General features: G+C 54.2%; 31 protein-coding genes. 11 read left to right on the top strand and 20 right to left on the bottom strand.

What is annotated here, in order from left to right:
- Positions 1–8: 8 nt before the first annotated feature.
- The 12 genes from D9A02_RS18630 to ffh all read right to left on the bottom strand — a co-directional run bounded on the left by D9A02_RS18630 (position 9) and on the right by ffh (position 7,345).
- Positions 9–818, bottom strand: a complete 810-nt coding sequence (locus D9A02_RS18630; protein WP_120502353.1) for a division plane positioning ATPase MipZ — start codon at positions 816–818, stop codon at positions 9–11.
- 175 nt (positions 819–993) lie between these two features.
- The gene (gene rpmE, locus D9A02_RS18635; RefSeq protein WP_120502354.1) at positions 994–1,215 is read right to left on the bottom strand and encodes a 50S ribosomal protein L31; all 222 of its coding nucleotides are present in this window, start codon (positions 1,213–1,215) and stop codon (positions 994–996) included.
- An 11-nt stretch (positions 1,216–1,226) separates the two neighbouring features.
- Positions 1,227–1,610 carry a 50S ribosomal protein L19 gene (rplS, locus tag D9A02_RS18640; protein WP_085804169.1) on the bottom strand — a complete coding sequence of 128 codons (384 nt, stop codon included), beginning with the start codon at positions 1,608–1,610 and terminating at the stop codon, positions 1,227–1,229.
- A 320-nt stretch (positions 1,611–1,930) separates the two neighbouring features.
- Positions 1,931–2,263 carry a YegP family protein gene (locus tag D9A02_RS18645; protein WP_120502355.1) on the bottom strand — a complete coding sequence of 111 codons (333 nt, stop codon included), beginning with the start codon at positions 2,261–2,263 and terminating at the stop codon, positions 1,931–1,933.
- 76 nt (positions 2,264–2,339) lie between these two features.
- Positions 2,340–3,149, bottom strand: coding sequence for a tRNA (guanosine(37)-N1)-methyltransferase TrmD (trmD, locus tag D9A02_RS18650; RefSeq protein ID WP_120502356.1), 810 nt, complete (start codon positions 3,147–3,149; stop codon positions 2,340–2,342).
- Positions 3,150–3,653: a ribosome maturation factor RimM gene (gene rimM / locus D9A02_RS18655; RefSeq protein ID WP_120502357.1), complete on the bottom strand. Its 504-nt coding sequence runs from the start codon at positions 3,651–3,653 to the stop codon at positions 3,150–3,152.
- Positions 3,653–3,799: a hypothetical protein gene (locus D9A02_RS19290; protein WP_162933132.1), complete on the bottom strand. Its 147-nt coding sequence runs from the start codon at positions 3,797–3,799 to the stop codon at positions 3,653–3,655. The genes rimM and D9A02_RS19290 overlap by 1 nt, the downstream gene beginning before the upstream one ends.
- Positions 3,800–3,802: 3 nt before the next feature.
- Complete coding sequence (gene bluB, locus D9A02_RS18660; protein ID WP_120502358.1) at positions 3,803–4,432, bottom strand: 5,6-dimethylbenzimidazole synthase; 630 nt, start codon at positions 4,430–4,432, stop codon at positions 3,803–3,805.
- 18 nt (positions 4,433–4,450) lie between these two features.
- Positions 4,451–4,843: a 30S ribosomal protein S16 gene (gene rpsP, locus D9A02_RS18665; RefSeq protein ID WP_120502359.1), complete on the bottom strand. Its 393-nt coding sequence runs from the start codon at positions 4,841–4,843 to the stop codon at positions 4,451–4,453.
- Between the two features lie 46 nt (positions 4,844–4,889).
- Complete coding sequence (locus D9A02_RS18670) at positions 4,890–5,186, bottom strand: chorismate mutase (protein WP_120502360.1); 297 nt, start codon at positions 5,184–5,186, stop codon at positions 4,890–4,892.
- 90 nt (positions 5,187–5,276) lie between these two features.
- Positions 5,277–5,825 carry a GNAT family N-acetyltransferase gene (locus D9A02_RS18675; RefSeq protein ID WP_120502635.1) on the bottom strand — a complete coding sequence of 183 codons (549 nt, stop codon included), beginning with the start codon at positions 5,823–5,825 and terminating at the stop codon, positions 5,277–5,279.
- Positions 5,826–5,827: 2 nt separating this feature from the next.
- Complete coding sequence (gene ffh / locus D9A02_RS18680; RefSeq protein ID WP_120502361.1) at positions 5,828–7,345, bottom strand: signal recognition particle protein; 1,518 nt, start codon at positions 7,343–7,345, stop codon at positions 5,828–5,830.
- Positions 7,346–7,581: 236 nt separating this feature from the next.
- On the opposite strand from ffh, the gene D9A02_RS18685 reads away from it, so the two are divergent.
- Together D9A02_RS18685 and D9A02_RS18690 are read left to right on the top strand one after the other, a co-directional pair.
- Positions 7,582–8,277 carry a class I SAM-dependent methyltransferase gene (locus D9A02_RS18685; protein WP_120502362.1) on the top strand — a complete coding sequence of 232 codons (696 nt, stop codon included), beginning with the start codon at positions 7,582–7,584 and terminating at the stop codon, positions 8,275–8,277.
- A 75-nt stretch (positions 8,278–8,352) separates the two neighbouring features.
- On the top strand, positions 8,353–8,886 hold the full coding sequence (locus tag D9A02_RS18690; RefSeq protein WP_120502363.1) for a prolyl-tRNA synthetase associated domain-containing protein: 534 nt from the start codon (positions 8,353–8,355) through the stop codon (positions 8,884–8,886).
- An 87-nt stretch (positions 8,887–8,973) separates the two neighbouring features.
- Here D9A02_RS18690 and D9A02_RS18695 read toward each other — a convergent pair whose 3' ends face one another.
- The 3 genes from D9A02_RS18695 to D9A02_RS18705 form a co-directional block, all read right to left on the bottom strand.
- On the bottom strand, positions 8,974–9,210 hold the full coding sequence (locus D9A02_RS18695; protein ID WP_120502364.1) for an EF-hand domain-containing protein: 237 nt from the start codon (positions 9,208–9,210) through the stop codon (positions 8,974–8,976).
- 337 nt (positions 9,211–9,547) lie between these two features.
- A complete protein-coding gene (locus tag D9A02_RS18700; RefSeq protein ID WP_254054677.1) occupies positions 9,548–10,096 on the bottom strand; it encodes a hypothetical protein in 549 nt (182 codons plus the stop codon).
- The gene (locus D9A02_RS18705) at positions 10,068–10,610 is read right to left on the bottom strand and encodes a hypothetical protein (protein WP_120502365.1); all 543 of its coding nucleotides are present in this window, start codon (positions 10,608–10,610) and stop codon (positions 10,068–10,070) included. The genes D9A02_RS18700 and D9A02_RS18705 overlap by 29 nt, the downstream gene beginning before the upstream one ends.
- Before the next feature lie 99 nt (positions 10,611–10,709).
- Between D9A02_RS18705 and D9A02_RS18710 the strand changes: the two genes are divergently transcribed.
- The gene (locus tag D9A02_RS18710) at positions 10,710–11,591 is read left to right on the top strand and encodes a LysR family transcriptional regulator (protein ID WP_120502637.1); all 882 of its coding nucleotides are present in this window, start codon (positions 10,710–10,712) and stop codon (positions 11,589–11,591) included.
- Positions 11,588–12,481, top strand: coding sequence for a DMT family transporter (locus tag D9A02_RS18715; RefSeq protein WP_120502366.1), 894 nt, complete (start codon positions 11,588–11,590; stop codon positions 12,479–12,481). The genes D9A02_RS18710 and D9A02_RS18715 overlap by 4 nt, the downstream gene beginning before the upstream one ends.
- A 217-nt stretch (positions 12,482–12,698) precedes the next feature.
- Here D9A02_RS18715 and D9A02_RS18720 read toward each other — a convergent pair whose 3' ends face one another.
- Complete coding sequence (locus D9A02_RS18720; RefSeq protein WP_120502367.1) at positions 12,699–13,232, bottom strand: outer membrane protein; 534 nt, start codon at positions 13,230–13,232, stop codon at positions 12,699–12,701.
- Between the two features lie 178 nt (positions 13,233–13,410).
- Here D9A02_RS18720 and D9A02_RS18725 point away from each other — a divergent pair, with 178 nt between their 5' ends.
- Positions 13,411–14,130 carry a gamma-glutamyl-gamma-aminobutyrate hydrolase family protein gene (locus D9A02_RS18725; RefSeq protein WP_120502368.1) on the top strand — a complete coding sequence of 240 codons (720 nt, stop codon included), beginning with the start codon at positions 13,411–13,413 and terminating at the stop codon, positions 14,128–14,130.
- Positions 14,131–14,191: 61 nt separating this feature from the next.
- Here D9A02_RS18725 and D9A02_RS18730 read toward each other — a convergent pair whose 3' ends face one another.
- A complete protein-coding gene (locus tag D9A02_RS18730; protein ID WP_120502369.1) occupies positions 14,192–14,776 on the bottom strand; it encodes an outer membrane protein in 585 nt (194 codons plus the stop codon).
- A 59-nt stretch (positions 14,777–14,835) separates the two neighbouring features.
- On the opposite strand from D9A02_RS18730, the gene D9A02_RS19295 reads away from it, so the two are divergent.
- Positions 14,836–15,009, top strand: a complete 174-nt coding sequence (locus tag D9A02_RS19295) for a hypothetical protein (protein WP_162933133.1) — start codon at positions 14,836–14,838, stop codon at positions 15,007–15,009.
- A gap of 96 nt (positions 15,010–15,105) precedes the next feature.
- Here D9A02_RS19295 and D9A02_RS18735 read toward each other — a convergent pair whose 3' ends face one another.
- Positions 15,106–15,540: a DUF1489 family protein gene (locus D9A02_RS18735; protein ID WP_254054678.1), complete on the bottom strand. Its 435-nt coding sequence runs from the start codon at positions 15,538–15,540 to the stop codon at positions 15,106–15,108.
- Between the two features lie 159 nt (positions 15,541–15,699).
- Positions 15,700–16,896, bottom strand: coding sequence for a VPLPA-CTERM sorting domain-containing protein (locus D9A02_RS18740; protein WP_162933134.1), 1,197 nt, complete (start codon positions 16,894–16,896; stop codon positions 15,700–15,702).
- 232 nt (positions 16,897–17,128) lie between these two features.
- Here D9A02_RS18740 and D9A02_RS18745 point away from each other — a divergent pair, with 232 nt between their 5' ends.
- The 5 genes from D9A02_RS18745 (at position 17,129) to D9A02_RS18765 (ending at position 24,061) form a co-directional block, all read left to right on the top strand.
- Positions 17,129–18,565 carry an amidohydrolase family protein gene (locus D9A02_RS18745; protein ID WP_120502371.1) on the top strand — a complete coding sequence of 479 codons (1,437 nt, stop codon included), beginning with the start codon at positions 17,129–17,131 and terminating at the stop codon, positions 18,563–18,565.
- A gap of 10 nt (positions 18,566–18,575) precedes the next feature.
- Positions 18,576–19,436 (top strand): D-amino acid aminotransferase, encoded by an 861-nt coding sequence (locus D9A02_RS18750; protein WP_120502372.1) that lies wholly within the window; start codon positions 18,576–18,578, stop codon positions 19,434–19,436.
- A gap of 98 nt (positions 19,437–19,534) precedes the next feature.
- A complete protein-coding gene (locus tag D9A02_RS18755; RefSeq protein WP_120502373.1) occupies positions 19,535–21,826 on the top strand; it encodes an adenosylcobalamin-dependent ribonucleoside-diphosphate reductase in 2,292 nt (763 codons plus the stop codon).
- Positions 21,827–22,272: 446 nt separating this feature from the next.
- A complete protein-coding gene (locus D9A02_RS18760) occupies positions 22,273–22,530 on the top strand; it encodes a hypothetical protein (RefSeq protein ID WP_120502374.1) in 258 nt (85 codons plus the stop codon).
- A 286-nt stretch (positions 22,531–22,816) separates the two neighbouring features.
- Entirely contained in the window at positions 22,817–24,061 is a 1,245-nt protein-coding gene (locus tag D9A02_RS18765) for an AAA family ATPase (RefSeq protein ID WP_162933135.1), read from the top strand.
- A 910-nt stretch (positions 24,062–24,971) separates the two neighbouring features.
- Here the strand turns inward: D9A02_RS18765 and D9A02_RS18770 are convergent.
- Complete coding sequence (locus D9A02_RS18770; protein WP_120502376.1) at positions 24,972–25,775, bottom strand: arylamine N-acetyltransferase; 804 nt, start codon at positions 25,773–25,775, stop codon at positions 24,972–24,974.
- Positions 25,776–25,892 lie beyond the last annotated feature (117 nt).

Consider the following 25,892-nt stretch of genomic DNA (forward strand, 5'->3'; position numbering starts at 1 on the left):
TCGATGGTTTAGAAATCGACTTCGACACCGGGCAGTTCCAGTGCGCGGATCAGATCACGCAATTCCTGACGGGCCGCTACATTGGAAATGTTCAGCCCCTGTACGCCAATGTCTTTCAAATCAAGAAGGGTCAGGCCACGTGGAAACAGTTCACGGAAGATCACCCGCTCATTGAAACCGGGCGCAGTTCTGAAGCCAATGCGTTTTGCCAGATTATCCAGCGCATCGCCCATTTTCTTTTTGTTCACCATCTGTTGTGCGCCCAGACGGTTGCGTACCACGATCCAGTCAATCGGTTTCAACCCAGCCTGCGCCCGCAGCTGGCGCGCATTCCAAACCATTTCGGAATAAACAGAAGGGCCAAGGATCTTAACACCGTCCGTATCAATATGCGCTAGCAGATCAAAATCGATGAAACTGTCATTGAGAGGCGTAACCAATGTATCCGCCAGACTGTGTGCCACTTGGCTCAACCGCGTATGGGAACCGGGGCAGTCGATAATGATGAAATCCGACTCTGGCTCAAGAGCGGCAACCGCCGCCGACAAACGTCGGTCAAAGATGTTCTCGCCGGGCTGCAGGCCTTCCTGATCAACCTCGGGCAAGTCGTGATACCGAGGGCTGGGCAGTTCAAGGCCTGATTGTTCCAGAAATTTCTGGCGGTTGCTGGCATAACGACCAAAGGTCTTTTGCCGCAGGTCCAGATCAAGCGCGCTGACCTTATGTCCCATACGTGCCAGCGCCGTTGCCACATGCATCGATACCGTGGACTTGCCCGCGCCGCCCTTTTCATTTCCGACGACGATGATATGCGCCATGACCCGTTCCTTTGTTCCACGTTATGGTTCGTGAGTTTCGCGGCACAATATATTGTGGTTACCTGTTTGGAAAGCCATTGAACTGGGCATTTCTGTGGAAAATTCGAACTCCCCACCCAAATGAAAAACGCCACCCCGGTTGGGATGGCGTTGAAACACTCGCGTGGTGAAAAGCTTAGAAGCCCAGACCAGCGTATTTGTTTTTGAACTTGGATACACGACCACCAGCGTCCAGCAGACGGGTGCCGCCACCGGTCCAGGCCGGGTGTACGGTTGGGTCGATGTCCAGTGCCAGCGTGTCGCCTTCTTTGCCGTAGGTCGAACGCATCTGAATGATCGTACCATCGGTCATTTTGACGTCGATGATGTGATAGTCGGGGTGGATATCTTTTTTCATCGTGCCACTCCTTACGCAGATTTGTCTGTTTTGGGTTTGTATGTTGTATCTTCGGCGATACGTGCGGATTTACCGCGACGAGCACGCAGATAATACAGTTTCGCACGACGAACACGACCGCGGCGAATGACAGTGATGCTGTCGATGTTGGTCGAATGCAGCGGGAACATACGCTCTACGCCTTCGCCGAACGAGATCTTACGAACGGTGAATGCGCCGGCAATGCCCGATCCGCCTTTACGGCTGATGCAAACGCCTTCGAAATTCTGAACACGTGACCGGCTACCTTCGGTCACTTTAAAGCCTACGCGCACGGTGTCGCCGGCTTTGAAATCGGGAATGTCTTTCCCGAGGGCGGCAATTTGCTCCGCCTCTAGCTGTGCGATCAGGTCCATCTGATCATCTCCTAATTCTGCTTGCGGTTTGGTCCGCAAAGGTGTGCACGTCTCAGAGCTCCTAGTCTTCAATCGGGTCCGCCAAAGCGCCCGCAGGAGATACAGTCGTATGTTCTTTATAATCTGTTTCGAGACAACCAACGTCAGAAGAAGAACGCATCAGCCATATAAAACAGGTCCGCGACTCAAAAGAGTGGCGGACAGGCGGTGTATAAAAAGAATAAGTGAGTTAATCAAGGGTGTTTGTGGCGCTAACAACCCATGATGCAACAAGGCCCCAAAGGCGGGCCCTGTGCCTGTTCATTGATGAGCCTTGAGGCTTAGGTTTGATCGTCAATCTTTGCATCGGGCGCGTTCTTTTTGACCGACTCAATGCCGCCATCACGACCAGAAGCACTTGCATAGCTCTGCGATGTGCCGATGACCTGACCATTTGTGGCCTTGAGGTTGAACATGTGCTTGCCAGCTGCGGTTTCTTTGCGCTCGTACCGTGCATCGTCACCTGCGTTGCTGCGGACAGAAGCAATGCCATTTTCTGCACTGGCCTTTTGCTTGTAGCCTTCGCTGGCCAGAATATTTTCGCCATTGCCCGCTTTTAGACGGAAACGGAATTCGCCTGCATTGTCAGTATATAGTTCAAACTTTCCGGCCACAGCCCATACTCCTGTTGGTTACAAATTATGCCGGAACTTAATCATGACTTCGGCAAAGCCGCAATGGTCACGATTTTCAGGTGCCTTTGTTGCCACTTTTTGCCAGATGCGCTGTCCATAAATCAGGGCGGCGGTCTTTGGTGATTTGCTCGCTCATGTCGCGGCGCCACTCGGCCACCTTGCCGTGATGTCCAGACATCAGAACATCAGGGATCACACGCCCCTTCCATTCGGAGGGGCGGGTATATTGTGGGTGTTCCAGCAAGCCAGAAGAAAAGCTCTCTTCCTCGATCGAGGCCTGATTTCCCAATACTCCGGGGCGCAGGCGCACGATGGCGTCAATCATCGCCTGCGCGGCAATCTCGCCGCCGGTCAGGACAAAATCGCCAAGACTGACCTCTTGAATGCCGTAATGCTCGATGACCCGTTCATCCATGCCTTCAAACCGGCCACAGATCATTGTCAGCCCTGGCTTTTGTGCCAAATCCTGCGCCATCGCCTGATCAAAGCGTTTACCGCGCGGGCTGAGGTAAATGATGGGCCAGTCAGAAGGCGTTCCCATCATCGCCTGATCAATCGCACGCCCCATAACATCCGGGCGCAGGACCATCCCAGCCCCGCCACCAGCGGGGGTATCATCAACATTCCTATGCTTTCCATCCCCAAAAGGACGCAGATCAATCGGATGCAATGACCACAGCCCATCCTTAAGGGCCTTGCCGGTCAGGCTTTCACCCAGCACGCCCGGAAAGGCCTGCGGAAACAGGGTGATGATCCGTGCCTGCCACGCGCCATGCAACTCCTCCACGGGATTGATCAGTTCACGAGGTTGCAATGTGGGACGTATGGTTTTGCGGCCGTGGGATTTTGATGGGCCTTCAGCCATTCAAAACACCCCTTCTGGCGGGTCGGCTACAATCCGGCCCGAAGATAGGTCAACCGTTGGTACAGCTTCTTGCGTGAAGGGCAGCAAAACCTCAGTTTTCAGACCTGGCCCCTGAATTTCAAGCAGGTCCGCCGCGCCGTGATTCTGCACCGATTTGACCCGCCCCAAAAGTGAGCCACCGGTGTCATAGACCTCAAGCCCGACCAGATCATTGTGGTAAAATTCATCATCGGGCAGCGACGGCAAGGTATCACGCGCGACGTAAAGCTTGGTGCCCTGCAGGGCATCGGCCTGCTCTTTCGTGGACACGCCAGTGATCTGCGCCGAAAAGCCGTTCTTCAGCTGGTGGGTCAGTTCAATCTCAAACGTTTGTGCACCGTCTTCAGACCGCAAAGGCCCATAGGTGGCGATCGCATCAGGCTCAGCCGTGAAGCTCTTGAGGCGTACCTCGCCCTTTACGCCATATGCCCCGGCAATTGCGCCCACACAGATATAGTCGTCCATCAGTTTGCCCCCACTTGGCAAAAACCACTGCGGCTCCAATTTCCATTGGCCTCAGTGCATTGTTCTTTTTGGCCGTTGCGCTCAAAGAAAACGCCCGCAATGAACGCAAACAGGCACAGTACGACCAGACGGATCAGTCGAAACATCGCCTAGCGCTCCTCAACCGGCAGGCCATTACGCCGCTCTTCCCAACCTGCGGTTTCAAGTTCGGGTGTCAAGCTTTCGTCCTCGGGCCAGCCAATACATAGATAGGCCACCAGAGACCATGTCTCCGGCACAGATAAGTCACGCGATAATTGCTTAGGGTCCAGAATGGACACCCAACCAACGCCAATGCCCTGCGCACGAGCCGCCAGCCAGAACTGAGTGATCGCGCCAACCACAGAATAGCGGCGCATTTCGGGCATGGTGGCCGCGCCCAAGCCCGCGCCTTTTTCCGTATCTTCGTCGCAGAAAATAGCGAGCTGTACAGGTGCATCCTGCATGCCGGATAGTTTTAGATTACTGTAAAGTTTGGCTTTTTCGCCTTGGTACCCATTCAGGGCCTCGGCATTGGCAGCCTCAAAATTTGTCAGCACCTTCGCCAAAGCATCGGAACTTGTGACGCGCACAACACGCCATGGCTCGGACAGTCCAACAGAGGGGGCCAACAAAAAAGTGTCGAGGCAGGCTTGCAGCACAACCTCGTCCACCGGATCAGTGCGGAAGCGGCGCACATCGCGCCGCCACCGCATCAGATCAAGCAAGTTGTTCTGGAAGTCTGCGGAAAATGATGACATTCCAGTTCGTTACCTGTCTTATTCTTCGGCTGCAGCAGCTTCTTCAGCAGGCGCAGCAGCGGCTTCAGCAGCAGCGGCGGCTTTAGCAGCTTTCTCTTCAACACGTTCCTGAGCTTTCTTGCCAGGCGTACCTTTGTTCGGGTTGTTGCGCTCTTTTTTCGCAATAACGCCAGCTGCTTCCAGCATACGGCTGATACGATCGGTTGGCTGCGCGCCTTCGTTCAACCAGTGCTGAACGCGCTCCATGTCCATTTTCACGCGGTCTTCGCTGTCTTTTGGCAGCAGTGGGTTGTAGGTACCCAGTTTCTCGATGAAACGACCATCACGCGGCATACGGCTGTCAGCCGCAACAATGCGATAGAAAGGGCGTTTCTTGGAACCGCCGCGGGCGAGACGAATTTTCATAGCCATGATGTTTTCTCCTATTACGTAGCTATTTGAAGGGCTTACAAGCCCGTCATTCCTGATGTTTCTTATGATGTTGGATCACTTCGCCAATGATGAAGTTCAGGAACTTCTTGGCAAATTCGGGGTCTAGTTCTGCATCCAGCGCCATGCGCTGAAGGCGTTCAACCTGCTGGCTTTCGCGCAGCGGGTCAGAAGGTGGCAGGGTGTGCTGAGCCTTAAGCTCGCCAACCGCCTGCGTGTGCTTGAAGCGTTCAGCCAACGTGTAAACCAGCACAGCGTCCAGCCGGTCGATCGATTTGCGGTGCTCTTTCAAAAGCTCCGCCGCACGGGTGCTTGCATCAGACATTGGCGCCTCCTGCACAGGTAAAATTGTGTACATCCTGTACAGGCTGTACGCGGGTTGTGTACGCAAATCGGGTTTTCTGGCATAGCGTAATCATGACGCAGCCTCCGGCCCCGGGTGGCGGTACATGTGATCATGACCCATGTGCGGATTGTCATAGGCTTTCTCGAACCACGCACCCATACGTTCGGCCAGTGCAACCGAGCGATCATTCCCGGGCAAAATATTTGACGTCAGTGTGGTAAACCCAAGATCCTCAAAGGCCCATTGGCGAGCGCGCAAGGCCCCCTCCATCGCGAGGCCTTTGCCTTCAAAACCGTCAAACATGAGCCAGCCGATTTCTGGTTCAGGCCAGCCATCCGGGTCCCAGATGCCAGTCATGCCGCAGGCTTCGCCGGATTCTTTCAGCTCCATGGTCAGGAAGCCATATCCGCGCATCGCCCAATGGCCGACAGAAAGCGCAAACCAACGCCATGCATCCGCGCGGGAAATAGGCCCGCCAAAGCCCCAAGACCGGTCCTTGTCGGCGTAAAAGGCAATGACCTTTTCCGCATCTTCGGGCTCAGGTCCACGCAGGATCAGACGCTCGGTCTCTAACCGAGGGGCGTTTGGCGTCAGGCACCGATCATGTGGCGCAGCCATTGTCATTTCTTTTTGCCAAATCCAGACAGGCCGGGAGGTAATCCGCCGCCGCCCAAACCGGGCAGGCCACCGGGAAGACCGCCGGGCATTTTGCCGCCCATGGCCTTGGCCGCTTGTTCCAGTGCTTTGGGGTCCATACCTGCGGCCATCTCTTCTGGTGAAGGGCCACCTTTGCCGAACATGCCTTTCATGGCCTGTTTCAGCATGCCGCCTTTGCCCATTTTGCCCATTTTCTTCATCATGTCGCCCATCTGGCGATGCATCTTGAGCAGTTTGTTCAGCTCGCTCACTTCTTGACCCGCGCCTTTGGCGATACGCTTTTTGCGGTTGGCCTGCAGCAGCTTTGGATTGGCGCGTTCTTTTTTGGTCATCGACTGGATCAGGGCGATCTGACGGACAATGATCTTGTCGTCAAAACCGGCATCCTGCACCTGCTTGGCCATTTTCCCCATGCCGGGCATCATGCCCATCATGCCTTCCATGCCGCCCATCTTGAGCATCTGCTCAAGCTGCATTTTCAGGTCGTTCATATTGAACTGACCCTTCTGGAAGCGCTTCATCATGCGCTCGGCCTGTTCGGCCTCGATGGTTTCCTGAGCTTTCTCGACAAGGCTGACGATGTCGCCCATGCCAAGGATACGGCCAGCGATCCGATCAGGCTCGAACGTCTCGATCGCGTCCATTTTCTCGCCAAGGCCGACAAAGCGGATCGGCTTGCCGGTGACAGCACGCATTGAAAGCGCCGCACCACCGCGACCGTCACCATCCATCCGGGTCAGGACCACGCCGGAAACACCGATCTTATCGTCGAACTCGGTCGCGACATTGACCGCATCCTGACCAGTCAGGCCATCGACCACCAGCAAGGTTTCACGTGGGTTGGCAACATCGCGGACATCGGCGGCCTGCTGGGTCAGCTCTGCATCGATGTGCAAGCGACCAGCGGTGTCGAGCATATAAACATCATAGCCACCCAGCGCGGCCTGCGTTTTGGCACGTTTGGCGATGGCAACCGGGTCTTCGCCCTTGACAATGGGCAGCGTGTCGACGCCGATCTGACGGCCCAAGATCTCTAGCTGTTCCATCGCGGCGGGGCGGTTAACGTCCAAAGACGCCATCAGCACGCGCTTGCCTTCGCGCTCTTTCAAACGCTTGGCCAGTTTGGCGGTGGTGGTGGTTTTACCCGAACCTTGCAAACCGACCATCAGGATCGGCGCAGGGGGGCTATCAATTTTCAAGGCGCCGGGATCAACATCACCGGTCAGCGTGTCAACCAGTGCATCGTGCACGATTTTGACAACCTGCTGGCCAGGGGTGATGGATTTGGTGACGGCTTGACCCGTGGCCTGATCCTGAACTTTCTTTATAAATTCGCGGGCAACGGGAAGGGAAACGTCGGCCTCAAGCAGGGCCACGCGGACCTCGCGCAGGGCGGTTTTGACATCATCCTCGGACAGGGCGCCCTGTTTGGTCAGCCGGTCAAAGACACCTGAGAGGCGTTCGGATAGGTTTTCAAACATCTCGGCGGCTCCTTTATCACCGTTTCCATCTGGCCCGAAGATAGGATCGGACCGGCCCAATTGCCAAGGTCAAAGACCGTCCCAAACATGATTGCCCCCGTGGGCGCAACGCGCTGACGGAGGGCGATCCCGGCATAAGCCATGGGACCGGAAGTTTGACGGACTTCCGGATAATTGAGAGAGCTGATACTGACATGTGACGTAAGAGTCAACAGATGCTGGGTTAGAGGTGGATTATGGATAATGGGTGGGAAGCCTCGGCCGAGGCATGGGTCAACAGTATGGGCAAGCACGGCGATTTCAGCCGCTGGGCCGTACTGGATTCGCCGATGTTGGAACGGGTGCGATTGGCAGCCCCCCTGCGCGTGCTGGACGTGGGCTGCGGCGAAGGGCGGTTCTGCAGAAAGATGGCAGAGACTATTCCGGAGGTGTTTGGCATTGATCCGACTGTCAGGCTGTTAGAGCTGGCGCGCGGCAAAGGTGGTGCAGAATACGTAGAGGGCGTCGCCGAGGCGCTCCCGTTTAAAGACGGGCATTTCGATCTTGTTGTCAGCTATCTGTCACTGATTGATATATCTGACGTTTCGACCGCGTTGCGTGAAATGATACGTGTCCTGCGCCCCGGTGGACGGGTGTTGATTACCAATCTGACCGGTTGGGTGACCGCATCGCAAGAGCACGGCGGCTGGAGCCGGGACGAACGTGGCGCAACAACGATGACAATAGATCGCTATTTGGAAGAGCACGCCCATTGGGGAGAGTGGGATGGCATTCGGATACAGAACTGGCACCGCCCCCTATCGTTTTACATGCAGCACTTTTTGGAGTTGGGGCTAACATTGACGCATTTTGATGAGCCGCGCGCCAATGCCGTAGATGACCAACGGTACGACGCCTGCCCGTATCTGATGTTGATGGAATGGCGGAAATAGAGATACAACTGCCTCGCTCGCTTGCCTTTCACCGCGAATTCTCTAGAGCAGAGTCAAACCTAGGAGAACGCGCCCATGGATGCCTCATCTACCTATCAAGATACCTTGCCCGTCAGTTCAGACGCGCTGCTGGAGACGCTGCGCGGCTGGGGCATTGCGCTTGAGTATTACGAGCATACCCCCCTGCGCACAGTGGAGGATGCCAAGTCTTTGCAAGGCAGTGTGATCCCGGCAGGCACGGGCCGGGTGGATATCAAGAACCTGTATATGCGCGACAAAAAGAAACGCAACTACCTGATCGTGTTGGAACAAGACCGGACGATTGACCTGAAAGAGCTGGGCACGGCAATTGGGGCCGGCAACGTGTCTTTTGGCTCGGCTGATCGGTTGCTGGAACATCTGGGCGTGCGCCCCGGCGCCGTCAGCCCGCTGACCATGGTGACGGGTGCACAAACAGGCGTGCAAATCTATCTGGACCCGGCCTTGCGCGAGGCGGAGCTGATCCATGCCCACCCGCTGGTCAATGACCGGACCGTGGCAATGACACCTGACGATCTGCTGGCCGTGCTTGAGCGATGGGGTGCTAAGGTGAACTGGTTGGACTTCTAAGTCTTTTGGTTAAATCTACGACCCCACAATCCGCGCAAGCCAGAGCGTGTTCTCTGCTCTGGCTTGCGCAGGCCATTTTACATAAATTTATCCTTGGGGGATAATACCCGCCTCTTGTGCGGCGGTCATTTCCGCATCGTCGATGACACCGTCGTCATTTGTGTCAATGGCGCTAAAGCCTTCTTCGGTGAGCGTTGGGTACACCGCAAGAAGTTCATTGAAGGATACAACACCGTCGCCATCTGTATCCACATCTGAAAGAGCTGCAAGCGCGGGCCCGGAAAGGGCAAAAATTGCTGTAGTCGTGATCAGAACCTTTTTCATGTCAGGTCTCCTGTGGTCATTTTTCAATCATGAAGCCACCTGTTGATGGCCTCGAAAGACAACATGTGCACCCATCCATCGACTGTCAGCGTCGACTGCATGTTCCAGCTAAAACCTGCGGTCCATTGCCAATCTGAAGGTCATCTATCAGCATGTCTTTGCCAAAAAAGATGCCTTTTATCTCTCTAAATTCAATCAGCAGATTATCGCACTTGAAACCGGCTAAAATCGGCGGAATCCCGTTACCCATTGGACCTGGAAAAGCTTTGCTTTATCGCCCGCACTTTTGACCCCAGCTCGAAGTCAAAGGTTCAGCTTTGACTGATACTGTATAACGTCACGCTTTCTGACGCATTTCCTGCCAATCATTGATCGCCTTGACCAGAATTTCGGCGCTGCCGCTGTTGGAATAATTTCCGGTGATCAGATGGCGCACAGTCCCTTGCCCCGATCCATCGTCCAGTATCAGCGTCGGACGACCCACCACATAGCGCAGTTTGGTCGGGTCAGCGGCACTGCTGGTTAAGGTCGTTTCCCGGTCTGCCTTGCGCAGATCTTTGAGCGGGAACACATCCTCTTTGTGACGAAATATGGTACGGTTACGCAGGGTGGCTGTTCCCGCTTTTACATCGAGGATGATTTGCAGGCGTTCACCAAAGACCCCCATAGCCGCCACGCCCATGCCAACCCCAAGGAGTGCCATCACAACCCCAACCCAATCGCCCATTGTCAAAAGCAGCACGCCAGGAACAGCCCAAGCCATGGTGAAAATGAACGTGGCGATGCAAACGAACCAAGGCTTTTCGCCCACAATCAACAAGTCCGAAGTGTTGTGTTCGATCTTCAGGGGTCTCTCCTTAGATTCGCTCAGGATCAGGCAGCTCATCAACGCCGCGCAAGGCTTTTAACCACTCGTTAATTTCACGGGTGACATTGCCCGCCGCACCGCCTGAGGACATCACAGAGGTCATAGGCTGAACAACCGTACCACCTGTGCCCGCGCCATCGTGCAATATAAATACCAACCGCGAAACCCGTTGACGCGGCTTGCTGGTATCTTGTGTGGACGTGCCGCTGAGGCTGCTTTCGGTGCCTGCGCGAACCACATCGTTGAGGGGAATGACATCTTCCTTATATTGAAACAGCGTGCGGCTGCGCATGGTGAGGGTGTCTGCCTGCGCATCCAGTATGACCTGAAGACGTTCGACAAAGACGCCCATCGCACCGAGACCAAGGCCCCCGCCAACCACCACAAAGATCAACCCGGCCCAAATACCTTCGGACACCACCAGCATGCCTATGCCAACAAAAACCAGTGTGAAAAACAGCAACATGATTGCAATGAACCAAGGGGTTTCACCGGCAATCAACAAGTCCGGCGTGTCATATTTGATTTTCATCCGTCATTCTTCCCAGTTCCATCTTAGGGAATTACCTTGCATTTCTTAACGCAATCGGAAAGCAGTAAAGAGTAATGTTAATCACTGCACAGGTTGATCTTGGACAATTGGGACGAAATTCGCACAGCCTTTAATGTGGCTCGTATTGGAACGGTCAGTGGTGCCGCAGAAGTTCTGGGAGTACATCACGCCACTGTCATCCGGCACATTGATGCGCTTGAAGAGCGGCTGGGCGTGAAGCTATTTCAACGCCATGCACGGGGCTATTCCCCGACCGAAGCGGGCGAGGACCTGCTGCGTGTGGCGCAAGCCACTGATGACCAGTTCAGCCAGTTGGCAGGGCGCATTAAGGGGCGCGGCAACGATGTCAGTGGCGAATTGATCGTGACATCGTTGGATGGTCAAAGCCACTTGTTCGTGCCGATATTGGCTGATTTTCAGCGCCAGCACCCCGAGCTTATCGTGCGTTATCTGACCGGGAACCGCCTGTTTCGGCTGGAATACGGCGAAGCGCACGTTGCCATCCGGGCCGGGAACATTCCCGATCAACCTGACAACGTGGTGCAGCCCTTCATGACCCACCGATTTACGCTCTATGCCAGCCAAGAATACATTCAGGAGCACGGCATGCCGTCCGGCGAGGACGATCTGGTCAATCACAGGTTTGTCTGTGCCGATGATCGCAATTCCCGCGCGCCGTTTTTCAAATGGCTGCAGGAGACCGTCCCAGATCACTGTATCGTCTTCAGGAGCGACGATATTCACGCCCAGCGCCGCGCCATCCAAGAAGGTGCTGGAATAGGATTTGCCCCAATACAGCACGCAGAGGAGACCGATGGTCTTACGCAGGTTTGTGAGCCACGCACAGAGTGGGAATCGCCGCTGTGGCTGGTCACGCATATGGACCTGCACCGGACCACTAAAGTGCAGGCCTTTTTGTCATTCCTTAAAGAGCGCGCCAAATCCTGGGAAACTTCATGACGCAGGAATGGCGTGGGCATCTGGCGATGCTGGCGTTTTCCGGCCTAGTCGCGGGGTCCTTTGCTTTGGGATCAATAGCGGCAGGTGAAATCGCACCCACGGCATTGAACGCAGTACGATTTGCCATCGCAGCAATCGTTGTTGGGATCGCAGCCAGTCTGACTGGTGGCATTCCGCGCAAAGCACTGGCCGCGCCTTGGCGGTATCTGGCGATGGGCGCGATGATGGGCTTGTACTTTGTTTTGATGTTCGAGGGGCTGAAAACCGCCCCACCGGTGTCTGCAGCTGCGGTCTTTACACTAACGCCAGTAATGTCTGGGGTGTTTGGATATTTTTTGATGCGCCAGATCACCACGCCGCGCATGGCCCTGGCGCTGGCGGTTGGTGCGGTTGGTGCGCTTTGGGTGATATTCAAGGCTGACTGGAGCGCCTTTCAAGCCTTTGAGATTGGTCGAGGCGAGTTGATCTATCTGGCTGGCTGCATGGCACATGCCTTTTACACCCCTTTAGTACGCAAGCTTAACCGAGGAGAGCGCCCGGTGGTGTTCTCGTTTGGAACAACCGTTGCTGTTGTCGTTTTGCTGGTCATTGCGGGTTGGGGTGACATCCGGGCCACCGATTGGGCTAGCCTGCCGCCGATCGTCTGGATCACCATTTTGTACACAGCCATTGCCGCCACGGCGATGACCTTTGTGCTGTTGCAGTTTGCCTCTTTGCGCCTGCCCAGCGCCAAAGTTATGGCCTATACTTATCTGACCCCCAGCTGGGTGATCTGTTGGCAGGTCGCGCTGGGGCATGAGGTGCCACAAGGGTTGATTTTAATTGGGGTCGCTCTGACCGTTGTTGCCTTGCTGATCTTGCTCAAAAACGAAGAGGTCGCCTCGAACTGAGACGACCTCTTTTAGGTCAAGATCACGACAGATCATAAGCGGTATGATGCGCGGATCTGATATGTTGTCGCATCCATATCAATCGTGCTTATTCCACTGTCGTTGAAGCCGTTGAATGCGATTTCACCACCAACACTGAAGTTTTCGCCACGGAGATAACCTTCAACGTTTCAAATACCGTTGAAAGGGTTTCTACACTTTAACTGTGTTCAATGAGTTAGAATCTAAAAGATCCGCGAAACTGGACTGAGGTCGCATCAAGGTCATCAGGGCCTGAATTGAAGGTATCTATCTTATGGTAGATCAACTCTCCGCCCACGCTGAACTGATCTGTCAGCAAGTGTTCATACCCGCCACCGATGAAATACCCACCGTCATCCCCGGCGTTATCAGTATCAATATGGGCATAGCCTGTTGTTGCGTAAATCAGGCCATCGCCGGCCTTGTAGCCACCACGCGCCTTGACCCGGTACACAGAATCGACCGTCGTTGTTCCAAGGCTAATATCGGCAAAATCATAATCAAAGCCGGCCCCGACAACCCATTCGCCAAGATCATAGTCATAGCCGGTTAAAAGCCCACCAATCAGCCCGTCATCCGAGCCGGCAGAGTTGGCAGAGTTGGCAGAGTTGGCATCGACATCGGCAAAGCCAAGCTCGGCCCCAACATAAAATCCGGTCCATTCCTGCGACAACGCTGGTGCAGCGCATAACACCGCAACAGAAGATATGATCACAAAAGACTTAACCATATGAGAATCCTCACTCTCTTCAGCTTACTGCAGAATCACCTCTCCAGCAAGAACAACCCAAAAGTGAACCACTCACGTGTCGATCACGTTAATTTTTGCTTGATGGTTTTTTCTACCTAGCTTGACATTGCATCAAGATGGCTTTCTGGCTTTCGCCGACATCATAGAGAGACAGATAATGCGCCCCATTATTGGCATCACCACACATGCACCGAACGACCAGGTTGTTCAGGATGCGCTCTATAATCGGCATTACACCTCGCCTGCGCTTTATGTTGATGCGGTGCGGCGGGCTGGTGGTGTGCCGGTTCTATTACCCCCCGACGTGTCGGATGTGACGGAGTGGTTGGAACTGGCGGATGGCTTTGTGGTGTCGGGGGGGACAGATATTGATCCTACGCTCTATGGTGGGGATCCAGGCCACCCTTCCCTGTTTCCGGCATCGCCTAAACGCGATCAGTCAGAATTAGACCTGACACGCGCGTTGCTTGAACAGCGCAATAAGCCAGCGCTGTTTGTGTGTCGGGGCATGCAGATGATGAATGTCGCCTTGGGCGGTACGTTGCATGAAGATATTAAATCCGCGCTGGGGCAGGATATTCACCGTGGCGCGGATGGATTGTGGACGCAGCAAGAGGTGCAGGTCGAGGAGGCATCGAACCTCTACCGGGTGATGCAGGCGCAAGCCCCAGCGCCGTATTCTGGCCATCACCAAGGGATCAAGGATGTGGCAGAGGGACTGGTTGTTTCGGCCTCCGCCGCTGATGGAATTGTTGAGGCATTGGAAGTGCCCGATCACCCCTATCTGATTGGCGTGCAGTGGCATCCGGAAATGTCAGCAGATCGCGAAGCATGCCAACAACGGCTATTCGACGGGTTAATCGCAGGCACACAGTGATGACCGCAAAAAAATGGCACCGGAAAACCCGGTGCCATTCTTCCCGTGAGTGGGGCTCGCTTTAGAAGCGGAAAGTTCCGCGGACCTGCAGGGTGGTGGCTTCGACGTCTGTGCCGGAGGAGTTGAAATTGTCGAAATCATGGTACAACAGTTCGCCGCCGACGCTGAACTGCTCAGAGACCAGGTATTCATAACCGCCGCCCAGGAAGTAGCCATCGTCGCTACCCAGATTGTTGGTGTCGGCATTGGCGTAACCGGTTGTCGCATAGAGAAGGCCATTACCAATTTTGTAACCACCGCGCGCCTTGAGGCGGAAGACTTCCTCCAATGAAGTATTTGAATTGCCAACGTCCGTATCGGTGAAATCATAGTCGATGCCAGCACCGATGACCCAGTCACCAAGGTCATAGTCGTAACCAGCAATCAAACCACCGATGAAGCCGTCGTCATCGCCAACGCCGGAACCGTCAACATTAGCAAAACCCAATTGCAAACCGCCGTAGAAGCCTGTCCAGTTTGGGGTTGAGGCATTGTAAGGAGCTGCCTGTGTTACAGCAGGTTCGACCGGTGCAGATGTGTCTGAACCGGCAAATGCGGGCGCTGCGGCCAGTGTGCTGGCGGCTACGATTGAAAGAGATTTAAGCATTTCGTTTTCCTTTTCGTCTGCTTCGATCAGTCAGATATGCCCGTGTTACCGCGGGAGGGATGTGGACCGGACCTTTTGCATTGGCCCGGATGGTAACAGGGCATATCGTCCTGCCGTCTGTGCAAGACAAGTGGGGCGCTGATCGCGGTGCATCAAGTGCACGTGAGGCCGGATTTGAACGCAAAACCCTTGTCGGCCAAAACGGGCCGATTAGCGCAAATTGGCTGCGCTAAAATCCGCTGAAACTGGTATTTTCCGCTAAGTTATCACCCAGTCGTGCAGTGTGACCTCTTGAAATGAGGCCATCGCGCGCTAGACCCAAAAGGAGTTTATAAGAGACCAATATCGGCCAGAGCGGCGGAGAGATCTGGTGGTAATGTGTCTTCGGATTGCCGTGTCTTGGGAAGGTCAACTGGCGCATCTTCGGGTTTGAGATAGCGCCAGCCTTGGAATGGGCGCTTTGGAGCAGTTGTCGTGCGAATGACCTCAGGCTCCAACACGATGGCGCAACGGCGGATACCGTCGCTGCCGATCACCTCGTCCAGCCGCAGGATACGTTGGCGACATTGCACCAGCCCCTGCACCACCCAAAAGATCGACCCACCTTGTAGCAGTTCTTCCTCGCGGCGCGGCCACATGCGGGTGACATGACGCGGCAGGCCCTCGGGCCAATCTGTGCGCTTTTCGGCCTGCCATTCGATCAGGCTATCGACGCTTTCAGAGCCGACACTCAGCTTGATCAGATGGAGTTTTGGATCGGACACGGCGGCTCTCCAGTTCGGTGTTTGTTAACACTATGGCATGGGGGGGAAAGTTCAATGATGACATTTCGGAACTTGCCCCTCAGAGCGACAAAAAAGGCCCCCACTGATCGGGGGCCTTTGCAACAATCATTCGTCGCACATTGAATTTGAACAGGTACCTTACCTTTGGGTTTTTCGACGGCGCACAAGAGCAAGCCCCGCCACACCGCAAATCAAGAGTGGCAATCCAGCAGGAAGCGGAACAACAGCTGGCACCATGCCATCGTAGAACGCAACTGGACGCGGCTTTCCAAAGATACCCGGGAAAGCCTGCTCAGAGGCGAATACGGTTGTTTCACCTTCATCGAAGAAATCCTGATCCCCGTTGAGATCGGTCAGCAAAAATACCCCGTTCGTTTCCGGAGTTAACCCGTTTGAGACGATTGTCAGCGTATCGGTTCCATTTGAATTCAGGTCGAACCCAAAATCGATACCGAACCCTTCGGGCAGGAATGATCCGTTCCAAACCTCGGTCACTTCATCTTCAGAATCGATCACGCCGTTTCCATTCAGATCATTTAACCCATAGAGCGATGCCGGGTTCAGGAAATCGAATAATTCGAGCGAATAGACAGTTCCGTCCAAGGCCGTCATGCCAAAATCAATCGGGGCACCAAAAGATTCTGACTCTGAGATAAAGATCGAAACCTCATCTGCTTCGACAATACCCGAACCATCGATATCTTCGGCCCGATAAATAACGTTATCGTCCGTCCCAACAGTATCAGTGATATAAGCGACATCGCCATCAAAAGAGATCTCGAACGGTGAGGATTTGTCATTTAGCGCTTTTAGGTCGAGCCAAGGCGTAACTTCACCTGCATCATTGGCATCTCCATCACCATCCAAATCAACCGTGCGATAGATGAAATCACCGCTTTGATCTGACAAGACGTCCGCCTCTGTTATGTAAATGGCTCCATCAGACCCGATCGCCATCCCGTTAGGTGTGTGGAGTTTGTAGCCTTCGGCGTTGTCAGATGAGAACCAGACACTGGCCTCTCCGTTACCATTGGCGTTGCCATTCCCATCGGTATCTTCAAGGCGGTACACTGTGTCTGTATCCCCCTCTCCCGCGTAGTAAACGCCGTTTTTGCCTTCGATGGTGAAGACGCTTAGCCCATCCAAACCGAGGGAAGAACCATCGAAATAGACTGTCCCTTCGTGCCCAGAGGCCTGTCCATCACCGTCTAGATCGGAAAAACGGTAAATGCCCTCGTTTCTCAAATCGCCAACCAGCAAAGATACAGTCGCCGCATTGGACAAAACCGGCAAAACAGACAAGGTAGCAAATAAATATATGGAATGAGTATTCATGTAGTCTCCAATTCCAGTGAACATTTCTGGCTGGCGACTTACGTGCGTGCTTATGGATTATGATCCGTTGACCCTCTTAGATTATGTCACAAAGATGTCAATACCGCGCCATTTATCCGCCACCAGCTGCATATGGTAAACAGCTTCTGGGGAGAGAGATCGTGCAAAATTCTTGGATGACTTTGCTGAGTTCGTTGCTAGGGTGGCTTGGTTCAAGGCAAGGATAAGAGCCATGCAGCGTTGTGATATCATACTACAAGATGGCACGGTAATTGATGGCACCGGAGCGACAGCGCAGCGCGCCGATGTGGCGATGGAAGGCGGTCGCATTCTGCATGTCGGGGATTGCAGCGAGATCAAGGCTGATGAGGTGATTGATGCCTCGGGTCAGGTGATTGCGCCCGGGTTCATTGATGTGCACACGCATGACGATTGGGCATTGTTAGCGACGCCAGATATGGCGTTCAAGGTGACCCAAGGGGTGACCAGCGTGGTGGCAGGAAATTGCGGGATCAGTGCCGCGCCGTTTTCGGCCAAGGGCGATTTACCAGCGCCGTTTGATGTGATTCCGGGTATTTCCGCGGGGCGGTTTGACACAGTGGAGGCCTATGCCAGCGCTGTGACTGAGGCACGCCCAGCGGTGAATGTGCGCCTGTTGGCCGGGCATTCATCGCTCAGGGCCAGTGTGATGGGGGCAGATCTGGAGCGGGCCGCGACGGAATCTGAAATTAACGCAATGAGAGACGCGCTGGAGCTGGCCTTGCGACAAGGCGCGGCAGGCCTGTCGAGTGGACTGGATTATCCGGCAGCTTTATCCGCGCCGATGGAGGAAATGATCGAGCTGGCAGGTGTTCTGAAGGGCCATGACCGAGCGGTTTATACCAGTCATATGCGGGATGAGAGCGACACGGTGATCGCCTCAGTTCGCGAAACGCTGGAAACCGGGCAACGGTCTGGCGCGCGGGTGGTGATCTCGCATCATAAATGCGCGGGCAAGGCGAACTTTGGCAAAAGCGTTGAGACGTTGAAGCTGATTGATGCGGCGCGGTGCGGTCATGAGGTGGCGCTGGATGTTTACCCTTACGTGGCCTCATCGACATCATTGATCGAACGCTTCCTGCCCTCAGCCGAAGATATCAAGGTGATCTGGTCCACGCCGCATCCTGAACAGGACGGGCGGATGCTGAACGAGATTGCGGCAGATTGGGGCGTGAGCCGAGAAATGGCGGTTACGCGGCTGCAGCCAGCCGGGGCGATTTATTTCGACATGGATGAAGGTGACTTGCAGCGGATCATGCAGCACCCAGCGGCGATGATCGGATCAGACGGCTTGCCGGGCGTAGATAAGCCGCACCCACGCCTTTGGGGAACTTTCCCGCGTGTTCTGGGACGTTATGTGCGTGAATTGAAACTGCTGGAGCTTACGCAGGCGATTCACAAGATGACAGGCCTGTCGGCAACACAGTTCGGCATGATAGATCGGGGCGTGGTGCGTGCCGGATGTATCGCCGATCTGGTCATCTTTGACCCCGATCAGGTGGCGGATATGGCGGATTTTGATCACCCTACCCGGCCCAGTCGGGGGATCAGCCATGTGATGGTAAACGGGGCACTGGCCCTGGCGGATGGGCAACAGACAACCACGCGCGCAGGCGCATTTCTAAGCTAGAGGACATGTGATGAGCAGAACGATTTGGATGAATGGGGCGTTCATGACGGAAGATCAGGCGCAGGTGCCTATCTTTGATCGTGGATTGCTGTTTGCCGATGCGGTTTACGAGGGGCTGGGCGTGCTGGATGGGCAGATTGTCGATTTACCCTATCACATGGCGCGACTGAAGCGGTCTTTGTCCGAGCTCAAGATAGATGAGCCGATGGGTGAGGCTGAATGGAAGGCCATTCTAAGCGAGTTGATTGCGCGCAATGAAGTGGAAGAAGGGTTCATCTATCTGCATATCACCCGCGGAGTACATGACCGGGATTATTTGTACCCGGATGGGCTAAAGCCAAACATGTTCGCGTTTACCCAACCGCAACATGGTGGTGGTGCGGATGAGGCACCCGAAGCTTTGAGATTGGGCACGGCACCTGACATTCGCTGGGCCCGGCGGGATATCAAGACCACCAACCTGCTAGGTCAGGTGCTGGCCAAGGTGGCGGCGCGGGATGCCGGGGCGGATGAAGCCCTGATGATCGACCCGGAGGGCTATGTCACCGAAGGCGGGGCTGTGTCGTTCTTCATGGTCAAGGATGGAGTACTTTATGCCCGCCCGTTGCGCGGCGAACTGCTGCCCGGCGTGACCCGTGCGAGCATGCTGCGCGTGGCCGAGGAGTTGGGGCTGGAGATCAGGGACAATCGCTACAAACTGGAAGAGATCTTTGATGCCAATGAGGCCTTTGTCACCGGGGCGTCGTCCTATGTGCAGCCGGTCAGCCATGTGGATGGCCAGCAGATCGGAGATGGGTCGGCGGGTCCTGTGACGCTCAAATTGCGAGAGGCGTATCTGACGGCCGTCCGGGCTGGATTTTCCGATACGTAACGTCTGAAATTCACAATCTGTTTATTGACCGGTGACGCCGCAAGGGGTAGTGTCTTTAGCCTGTCGCACTACTACCCTTATTTATATGAGAGCCTGATATGAGCCGATTCTCCGCCCCGATTGCCGAGTCCATTTGGGACATGAAATACCGCCTGAAGGCGGCAGATGGCACGCCGGAGGATCGCACCGTTGAGGACAGCTGGCGCCGGATTGCGCGGGCGTTGGCCGTGGTGGAAAATGACCCTGAGAGCTGGGAAGACAAGTTTTACAGTGCCTTGGAGGATTTCAAGTTTCTGCCAGCCGGCCGGATCACGGCGGGTGCGGGCACGGGCCGGTCTGTTACGCTGTTCAACTGTTTTGTCATGGGCACAGTCCCGGACAACATGAGTGGCATCTTTGACGGGCTGCGCGAGGCGGCGCTGACGATGCAGCAAGGTGGGGGAATCGGTTACGACTTTTCCACCATCCGCCCCAAGGGTGCCGAGGTCAAAGGTGTGGCTGCAGACGCCAGTGGACCGCTCAGCTTTATGGATGTTTGGGATGCGATGTGCCGCACTATTATGTCGGCCGGTAGCCGTCGTGGTGCGATGATGGCAACGATGCGTTGCGACCACCCGGATATTGAACAATTCATCAGCGCCAAGTCCGATGCGGCACGTTTGCGCATGTTCAACCTGTCGGTTCTAGTGACCGATGCCTTTATGGAAGCGGTCAAATCAGATGGCTCATGGGAGCTGGTGTTTGACGGCAAGGTTTACCACACGCTGCAAGCGCGCGATCTGTGGAACAAGATCATGCAGGCCACCTATGATTTCGCCGAACCCGGCGTGATTTTCATCGACCGGATCAATACCGCCAACAATCTGGCCTATTGCGAAACGATTGCGGCAACCAACCCGTGTGGCGAACAGCCCCTGCCCCCTTATGGAGCCTGCCTGTTGGGCAGCATCAACCTGGCGCGACTGGTCAAAGAGCCGTTCGAGGCCGGTGCGCATCTGGACGAGGCCGAGCTGACCGACTTGGTCGCCACATCCGTGCGGATGATGGACAACGTTGTTGATGCCAGCCGCTTCCCATTGGAGGCACAGGCGCGCGAAGCCGAAGCCAAGCGTCGGATTGGTTTGGGCGTGACTGGGTTGGCTGACGCGCTGTTGATGGTTGGGCTGGAATACGGAACGGATGAGGCCGCAGCACAATGCGAGGCATGGCTGAAGGCGATTGCACGGGCGTCTTATCTGGCGTCCACTGATCTGGCCAAAGAAAAGGGTGCCTTTCCGCTGTTTGACGCTAAGGCCTATCTGGCCAGTGGCACCATGCAGGGCATGGACGAAGATGTGCGGGCGGCCGTCAAGAAACATGGCATTCGCAACGCACTTTTGACCTCGATCGCGCCGACAGGAACAATCAGCCTTTATGCGGGCAACGTGAGTTCCGGCATCGAGCCGGTCTTTGCCTATTCTTATACGCGTAAAGTTCTGCAAAAAGACGGCAGCCGGACCGAGGAAGAGGTTGTTGATTACGCCGTGAAACTGTGGCGTGAAAAGTTTGGTGACAAAGAGCTACCGGACTATTTCGTCAACGCGCAAACACTGGCCCCCGGCGCGCATGTCAAAATGCAGGCGGCGGCGCAAAAGTGGGTCGATAGCTCTATTTCCAAGACCATCAACTGCCCCGAAGACATCAGCTTTGAAGCGTTCAAAGACGTTTACATGCAAGCGTGGGATTCGGGTTGCAAAGGGTGCACCACATATCGCCCGAATGATGTGACAGGGTCTGTTCTGAGCGTGTCGGAAAACACCGACAAAGCCCCCGGCGAAGCCCCGGCGCAGGTTGAAGGCGCAATGCCATCTGAGGGCGGCGATGTTGTCTATATGGCCGATCCACTGGGCCGCCCCGAGGAGCTGGACGGCGCGACTTACAAGCTCAAATGGCCCGACAGCAACCATGCGATCTATGTCACTGTGAACGACATTCTGCTCAACGGGCGTCGCCGTCCGTTCGAGGTGTTTATCAACTCCAAGAACATGGAGCACTACGCTTGGACCGTGGCCCTGACGCGGATGATCTCGGCCGTGTTCCGTCGCGGTGGTGACGTCAGCTTTGTCGTCGAAGAGCTGAAAGCCGTGTTCGACCCGCGCGGCGGCGCATGGATGGGCGGCAAATACGTGCCTTCGATCTTAGCGGCCATCGGCGGCATTCTGGAGCAACATCTGGTTCGCACCGGGTTCTTAGAGGGCGAAGGTCTGGGGCTCAAATCCGACCCCCAAGCGCAGGTCGTCAATCTTGGCAATAACCGCGGCCCCGCCTGCCCCGCCTGCGGCCAATACGACATGCGTATGGTCGAAGGCTGCATGACCTGCGGCAGTTGTGGTCACAGCAAGTGTGGGTAGCACATCGTTTTGCTTTTTGTGGAACTTGTTACAACGGGCATAAATAGCCCATAATTGCGAATTCTCCGCCCATATGGCGGGTCATTAATACCCACAAATCCCTAAGTTGTTGATTTAAAACAACTTAGGGATTTGTCATTTTGGGCACCTTTTGTCTGGACCTTTCAGGTTCAACCGCGAAATGGAAATTCAGCGCACAGCCAGGCTTTAGTCATTGATTTAAAATCAGAATTCTGGGTCTTCTTGGGTAGAACGCATGTCAGAGTGCAAGCAATGGGGAAAAGCTGGCCAGTTGACAGAAAGTCGTAATTGCTCATTCTAGGTGCATGGATTCGAGAAAACTCATACGTCGCATACAACCAGCATTTGTTTGCTGAACATTAGTGTGCCGAGCTTGTCGCTCAACACGACTTAGCTAGAGATCGAACCCCTTAGGAAAATCCAAAATGACAAAAGCAACCAATCTGACAAATGTCGGTGAGAACATCCAATTCGTCAAACTCACTGAACGCTTCTCCAATTTCTTACTCAAAACACGTAAACGCAATCTAGCGCTTGTCCTTCGAGGAGATGACGATTTTTCTAGTAACATTGTTGGAGGTGATTTCGCACGCTTTGAACAGGACCTCACCAATGGCCTGGAACTGACGTCATATGATCAGTCGCGCATTCAGGCGCGGGTTAGAAGCATCCTGAAATCATAACGTTAAAGCTGCAAACAGGTTTGTCCTCGCGACACCTTTTCAGATTAAAGTCTGAATTTTGTAAATCAGCCGACAACGGCTACCCAATATAAAGATCAGTTTATGCCCCTCCTACCCATCCTCTCCTGCCAACGAATATCGGTGACCAACCGATAACCCCGGATCACGGGAGGCAGCATGGGTATGCGGGCGGGACTTATAACCCTGTAGCTCCAGATTAGAGTGCACGAGTCGGTTCAAGTCCGACGCCTCCTACCATTTACCAATGACATTTTATGAGGCGGATATGGAAAAAGGACTTAAAGCCGAACTCAGGAAACTCGAAGCTTTTGGCGTTGTGGAGTTCACCGTGCTGAAGGATCTCTTTCAAGGCTGGGATCACGTGGACTTCCTGCTTGTCGAAGCAGCCATTCAAGCCGCCAGCACCCGCCAACAACTGAGAGAGAGGCTGGATCACGCGCAATGGCAAGAAGATGAGCAATGGGCCATGGCCTGGGAGGTCCATTATGGCGTGGCATGGAAGTCGGCCGGCTACGCCAATGTAAGAGAGACAGTGGCCCTGTTGAGAAGACTGCAACGCATCACCAATGAATCAGAGTTTCGCACACTTGCCGAAGCGCTGAGGGTGCAAATGCCCTCTGATCAGGAAACGCCCGGGAGGCGCTACATTACGGGTACCCAAAACCAATATGAATTCCCCCGGTCTGTTCGAAATGGTTTGGACAATTGTGAAAGGCTCTTTGAAATTCGCAATGTCGCTCGTTTTGACCAAGAGGCGCTCTCGAATGCATCCGCTATCAAAGAGCGTTTTCCGAATGCGGGCAACGTGGTTGACGGCCTTTTAGGGGAAATGCGGCGCGGGTTTTCTTTGGCTGATGACACTATTCGCATTCGCCCAACCATCATTCTTGGCGCCCCAGGTGTTGGGAAAACCACAATGGTGCGGGCCATGCTGGAAGGTCTTGGTGTTGTACCAGAAATTATCTCCGTTGCCGGCCACAACGACTCTCAGATCTTCGGTGTCTCTGCCGGTTGGAGCAGTGCCATGCCCAGCGTCATGACGACAGCTATTCTAAAACAGGGCGTCCTGAACCCTGTTTTGGTTGTAGATGAGATCGACAAGGTGCGCCCCTCGCACAACGGTGACATCTATGCGGAACTACTCCTTCTCACTGAGCCAACGGATGCCAAAACCTACCGCGACAAATTCCTGTCAACGGCCACCGACTGTTCCGCCATCAGCTGGGTGTTCACGGCCAATTCCCTTGAACGCATCCCGGAGGCACTGAGAAGCCGCTGTGTCATCTATAAGATGGGTGCACCGACACAGAGCCAACTCCCCGCGATCCTGCGGTCAATGCATGCGGCCTATGCAGATGAACGAGGTGTCGACCCAAGAATGATCCCCCTGACATTGGAAGATCGTGAGGCGGTGATTGATGACTTCACTCAACACACCAGCCTGCGTCGGTCTAAAGAGCTTATTCGAATTTTGGTGGATTTACGTCAGGGTGATTTGGGCCGTGCGTAGATCATGTCGGCCATCAGAGTGCGGTATAAACACAGGTAACGAGCATGATTTTAATGAGCTTTTTCAATATAACACTGATGTAATATTACACTCGTGTTATATTACCGCTTTCCCAACCAAGCGGGCATTAATTAGCCTTTGCAGTTAACCTACAAATTATTTTTTGTAGGTTAACATCCCAGTGCCTCTGGAGAAGCTTCTTGAAAGTGGCAAACCAGCCAAGCTCTGACCAGCGGCGCAGTCGGCCCTTTCTTGTCGTTCTGCAAAGCGGACTTTTTGCCAATCGACCATCATCAATAAATCCACCACTTTCGTCAAAGTTGTCCTTCGTATAGGAACAGACCGGGGAACACAGATCAAAGAATTGAGGGCGAAAATGCAGGATAAAACTGAAGCTACAACCGAAGTAACTCGCGTAGAGATTATAAGTGAAAAAGGCCGAGAATTTGTAAAGCACGGTTGTCATAGCGTAGAAATTGCAACGCAAGACAATGGTCGTACTCTGAAGATATTCCTAAATAGAGAATTGGATCAGAACACACAGAAAATATAGAAAATCGGTGCTAACATCTTACTGTAACAAATCCTTCTGATGCGCTCACGGCAGGATGCAATCATGGAGTCAGTTCAGTGGGTTTGGGCTCATAACGGGCCTCGGATGCGGTACAGCATCTCCTCCGTTAGGGTCGGCGAGAGCGTCGATACCGGCCCAAACCGGACATTGGGCGCGCAAATTCGATGCTGCCGTGCGGAGCGTCAATCCGGACATTCGCTGCAACAGCACTATTGTCTACTCACTGCATAACGATTTCGCGGGACATTACCGAATTTCGCTGTAATTGCGCCAACATCCGCTTTCGCGGATTCACGGCAGTTCGAGGCGAAACTGCGGTGAATATGGATTCTATTTCTAGGTTCCAAACAATTCTTGGTGGCGTAGTCTAATTGTTGGCCAATAGGTTGAGATTCCCGGAACATCTAAATTGAAATCTATCAGCAGGCATTCGACAAGCTCTTTTTCATCCGACAACAGTTCCGTTTTGGTACCGGTTTCATCAATCGTTTTCTTTACAAGTCCGCGGAGAACAATATGCTTGTTCTTCAGACGCCGTTGCGCTGTGAGGGTGCGTCTAAACGGTGAATTAGGGTCAGATTGCAAGCGATGGTTTGCCCCATCGAAATAATCGGTGTCCACTTCGGTCAAGGTAAACCAGTAGCTTCCTTCATTTCCGCCAGCCCGTTCTGCATATCTGTAAAACCCGTCACCTTCCTTGCTGATGGAAATTTTATAGGGTCGCTGTGATAGCGTGATGGGACGCAGCGGGATTGGTTCGATTGGCCCGCCGCCAAAACCGACATCAACAAGCAATGAACCACCACAATTCACGAGCAGTAACATGTGGTCATTGGCTTCGTTCATTTCCGGCTTGTCTGATCCAACATGAGCCGCAAGCATGGTGACGTCAAAACCGATTTCTTTCAGCGCCCATCCCAACAGCCCATTGAGTTCGAAACACCAGCCGCCACGGTTTCCAATAACCACCTTTTCATAAACACGGTTTACAGCGGTCGAAACCTTGACGCCCATTTGCTGATCAAGGTTCTCGAATGGAAGGGCACTCAACTGTGCCTGAACCAGACCGTTAAGCGTCGCTAGGTCTGGTTTTACTTTTTGGGAGTACTTGATTCTCTTTAGATAGGCTTCGACGTTCATGACGGTTAAGGTCCATTTTCCTTCAAACTTGAATGTGCGTTCTACCGAATACTTGACCCGGAAGAACCGTTTTTGCTTAAGCCGACCTATTGAGCAGGGCGCGATATTCAGCCTGAT

Source organism: Roseovarius sp. EL26 (assembly GCF_900327775.1).
Lineage (GTDB): Bacteria > Pseudomonadota > Alphaproteobacteria > Rhodobacterales > Rhodobacteraceae > Roseovarius.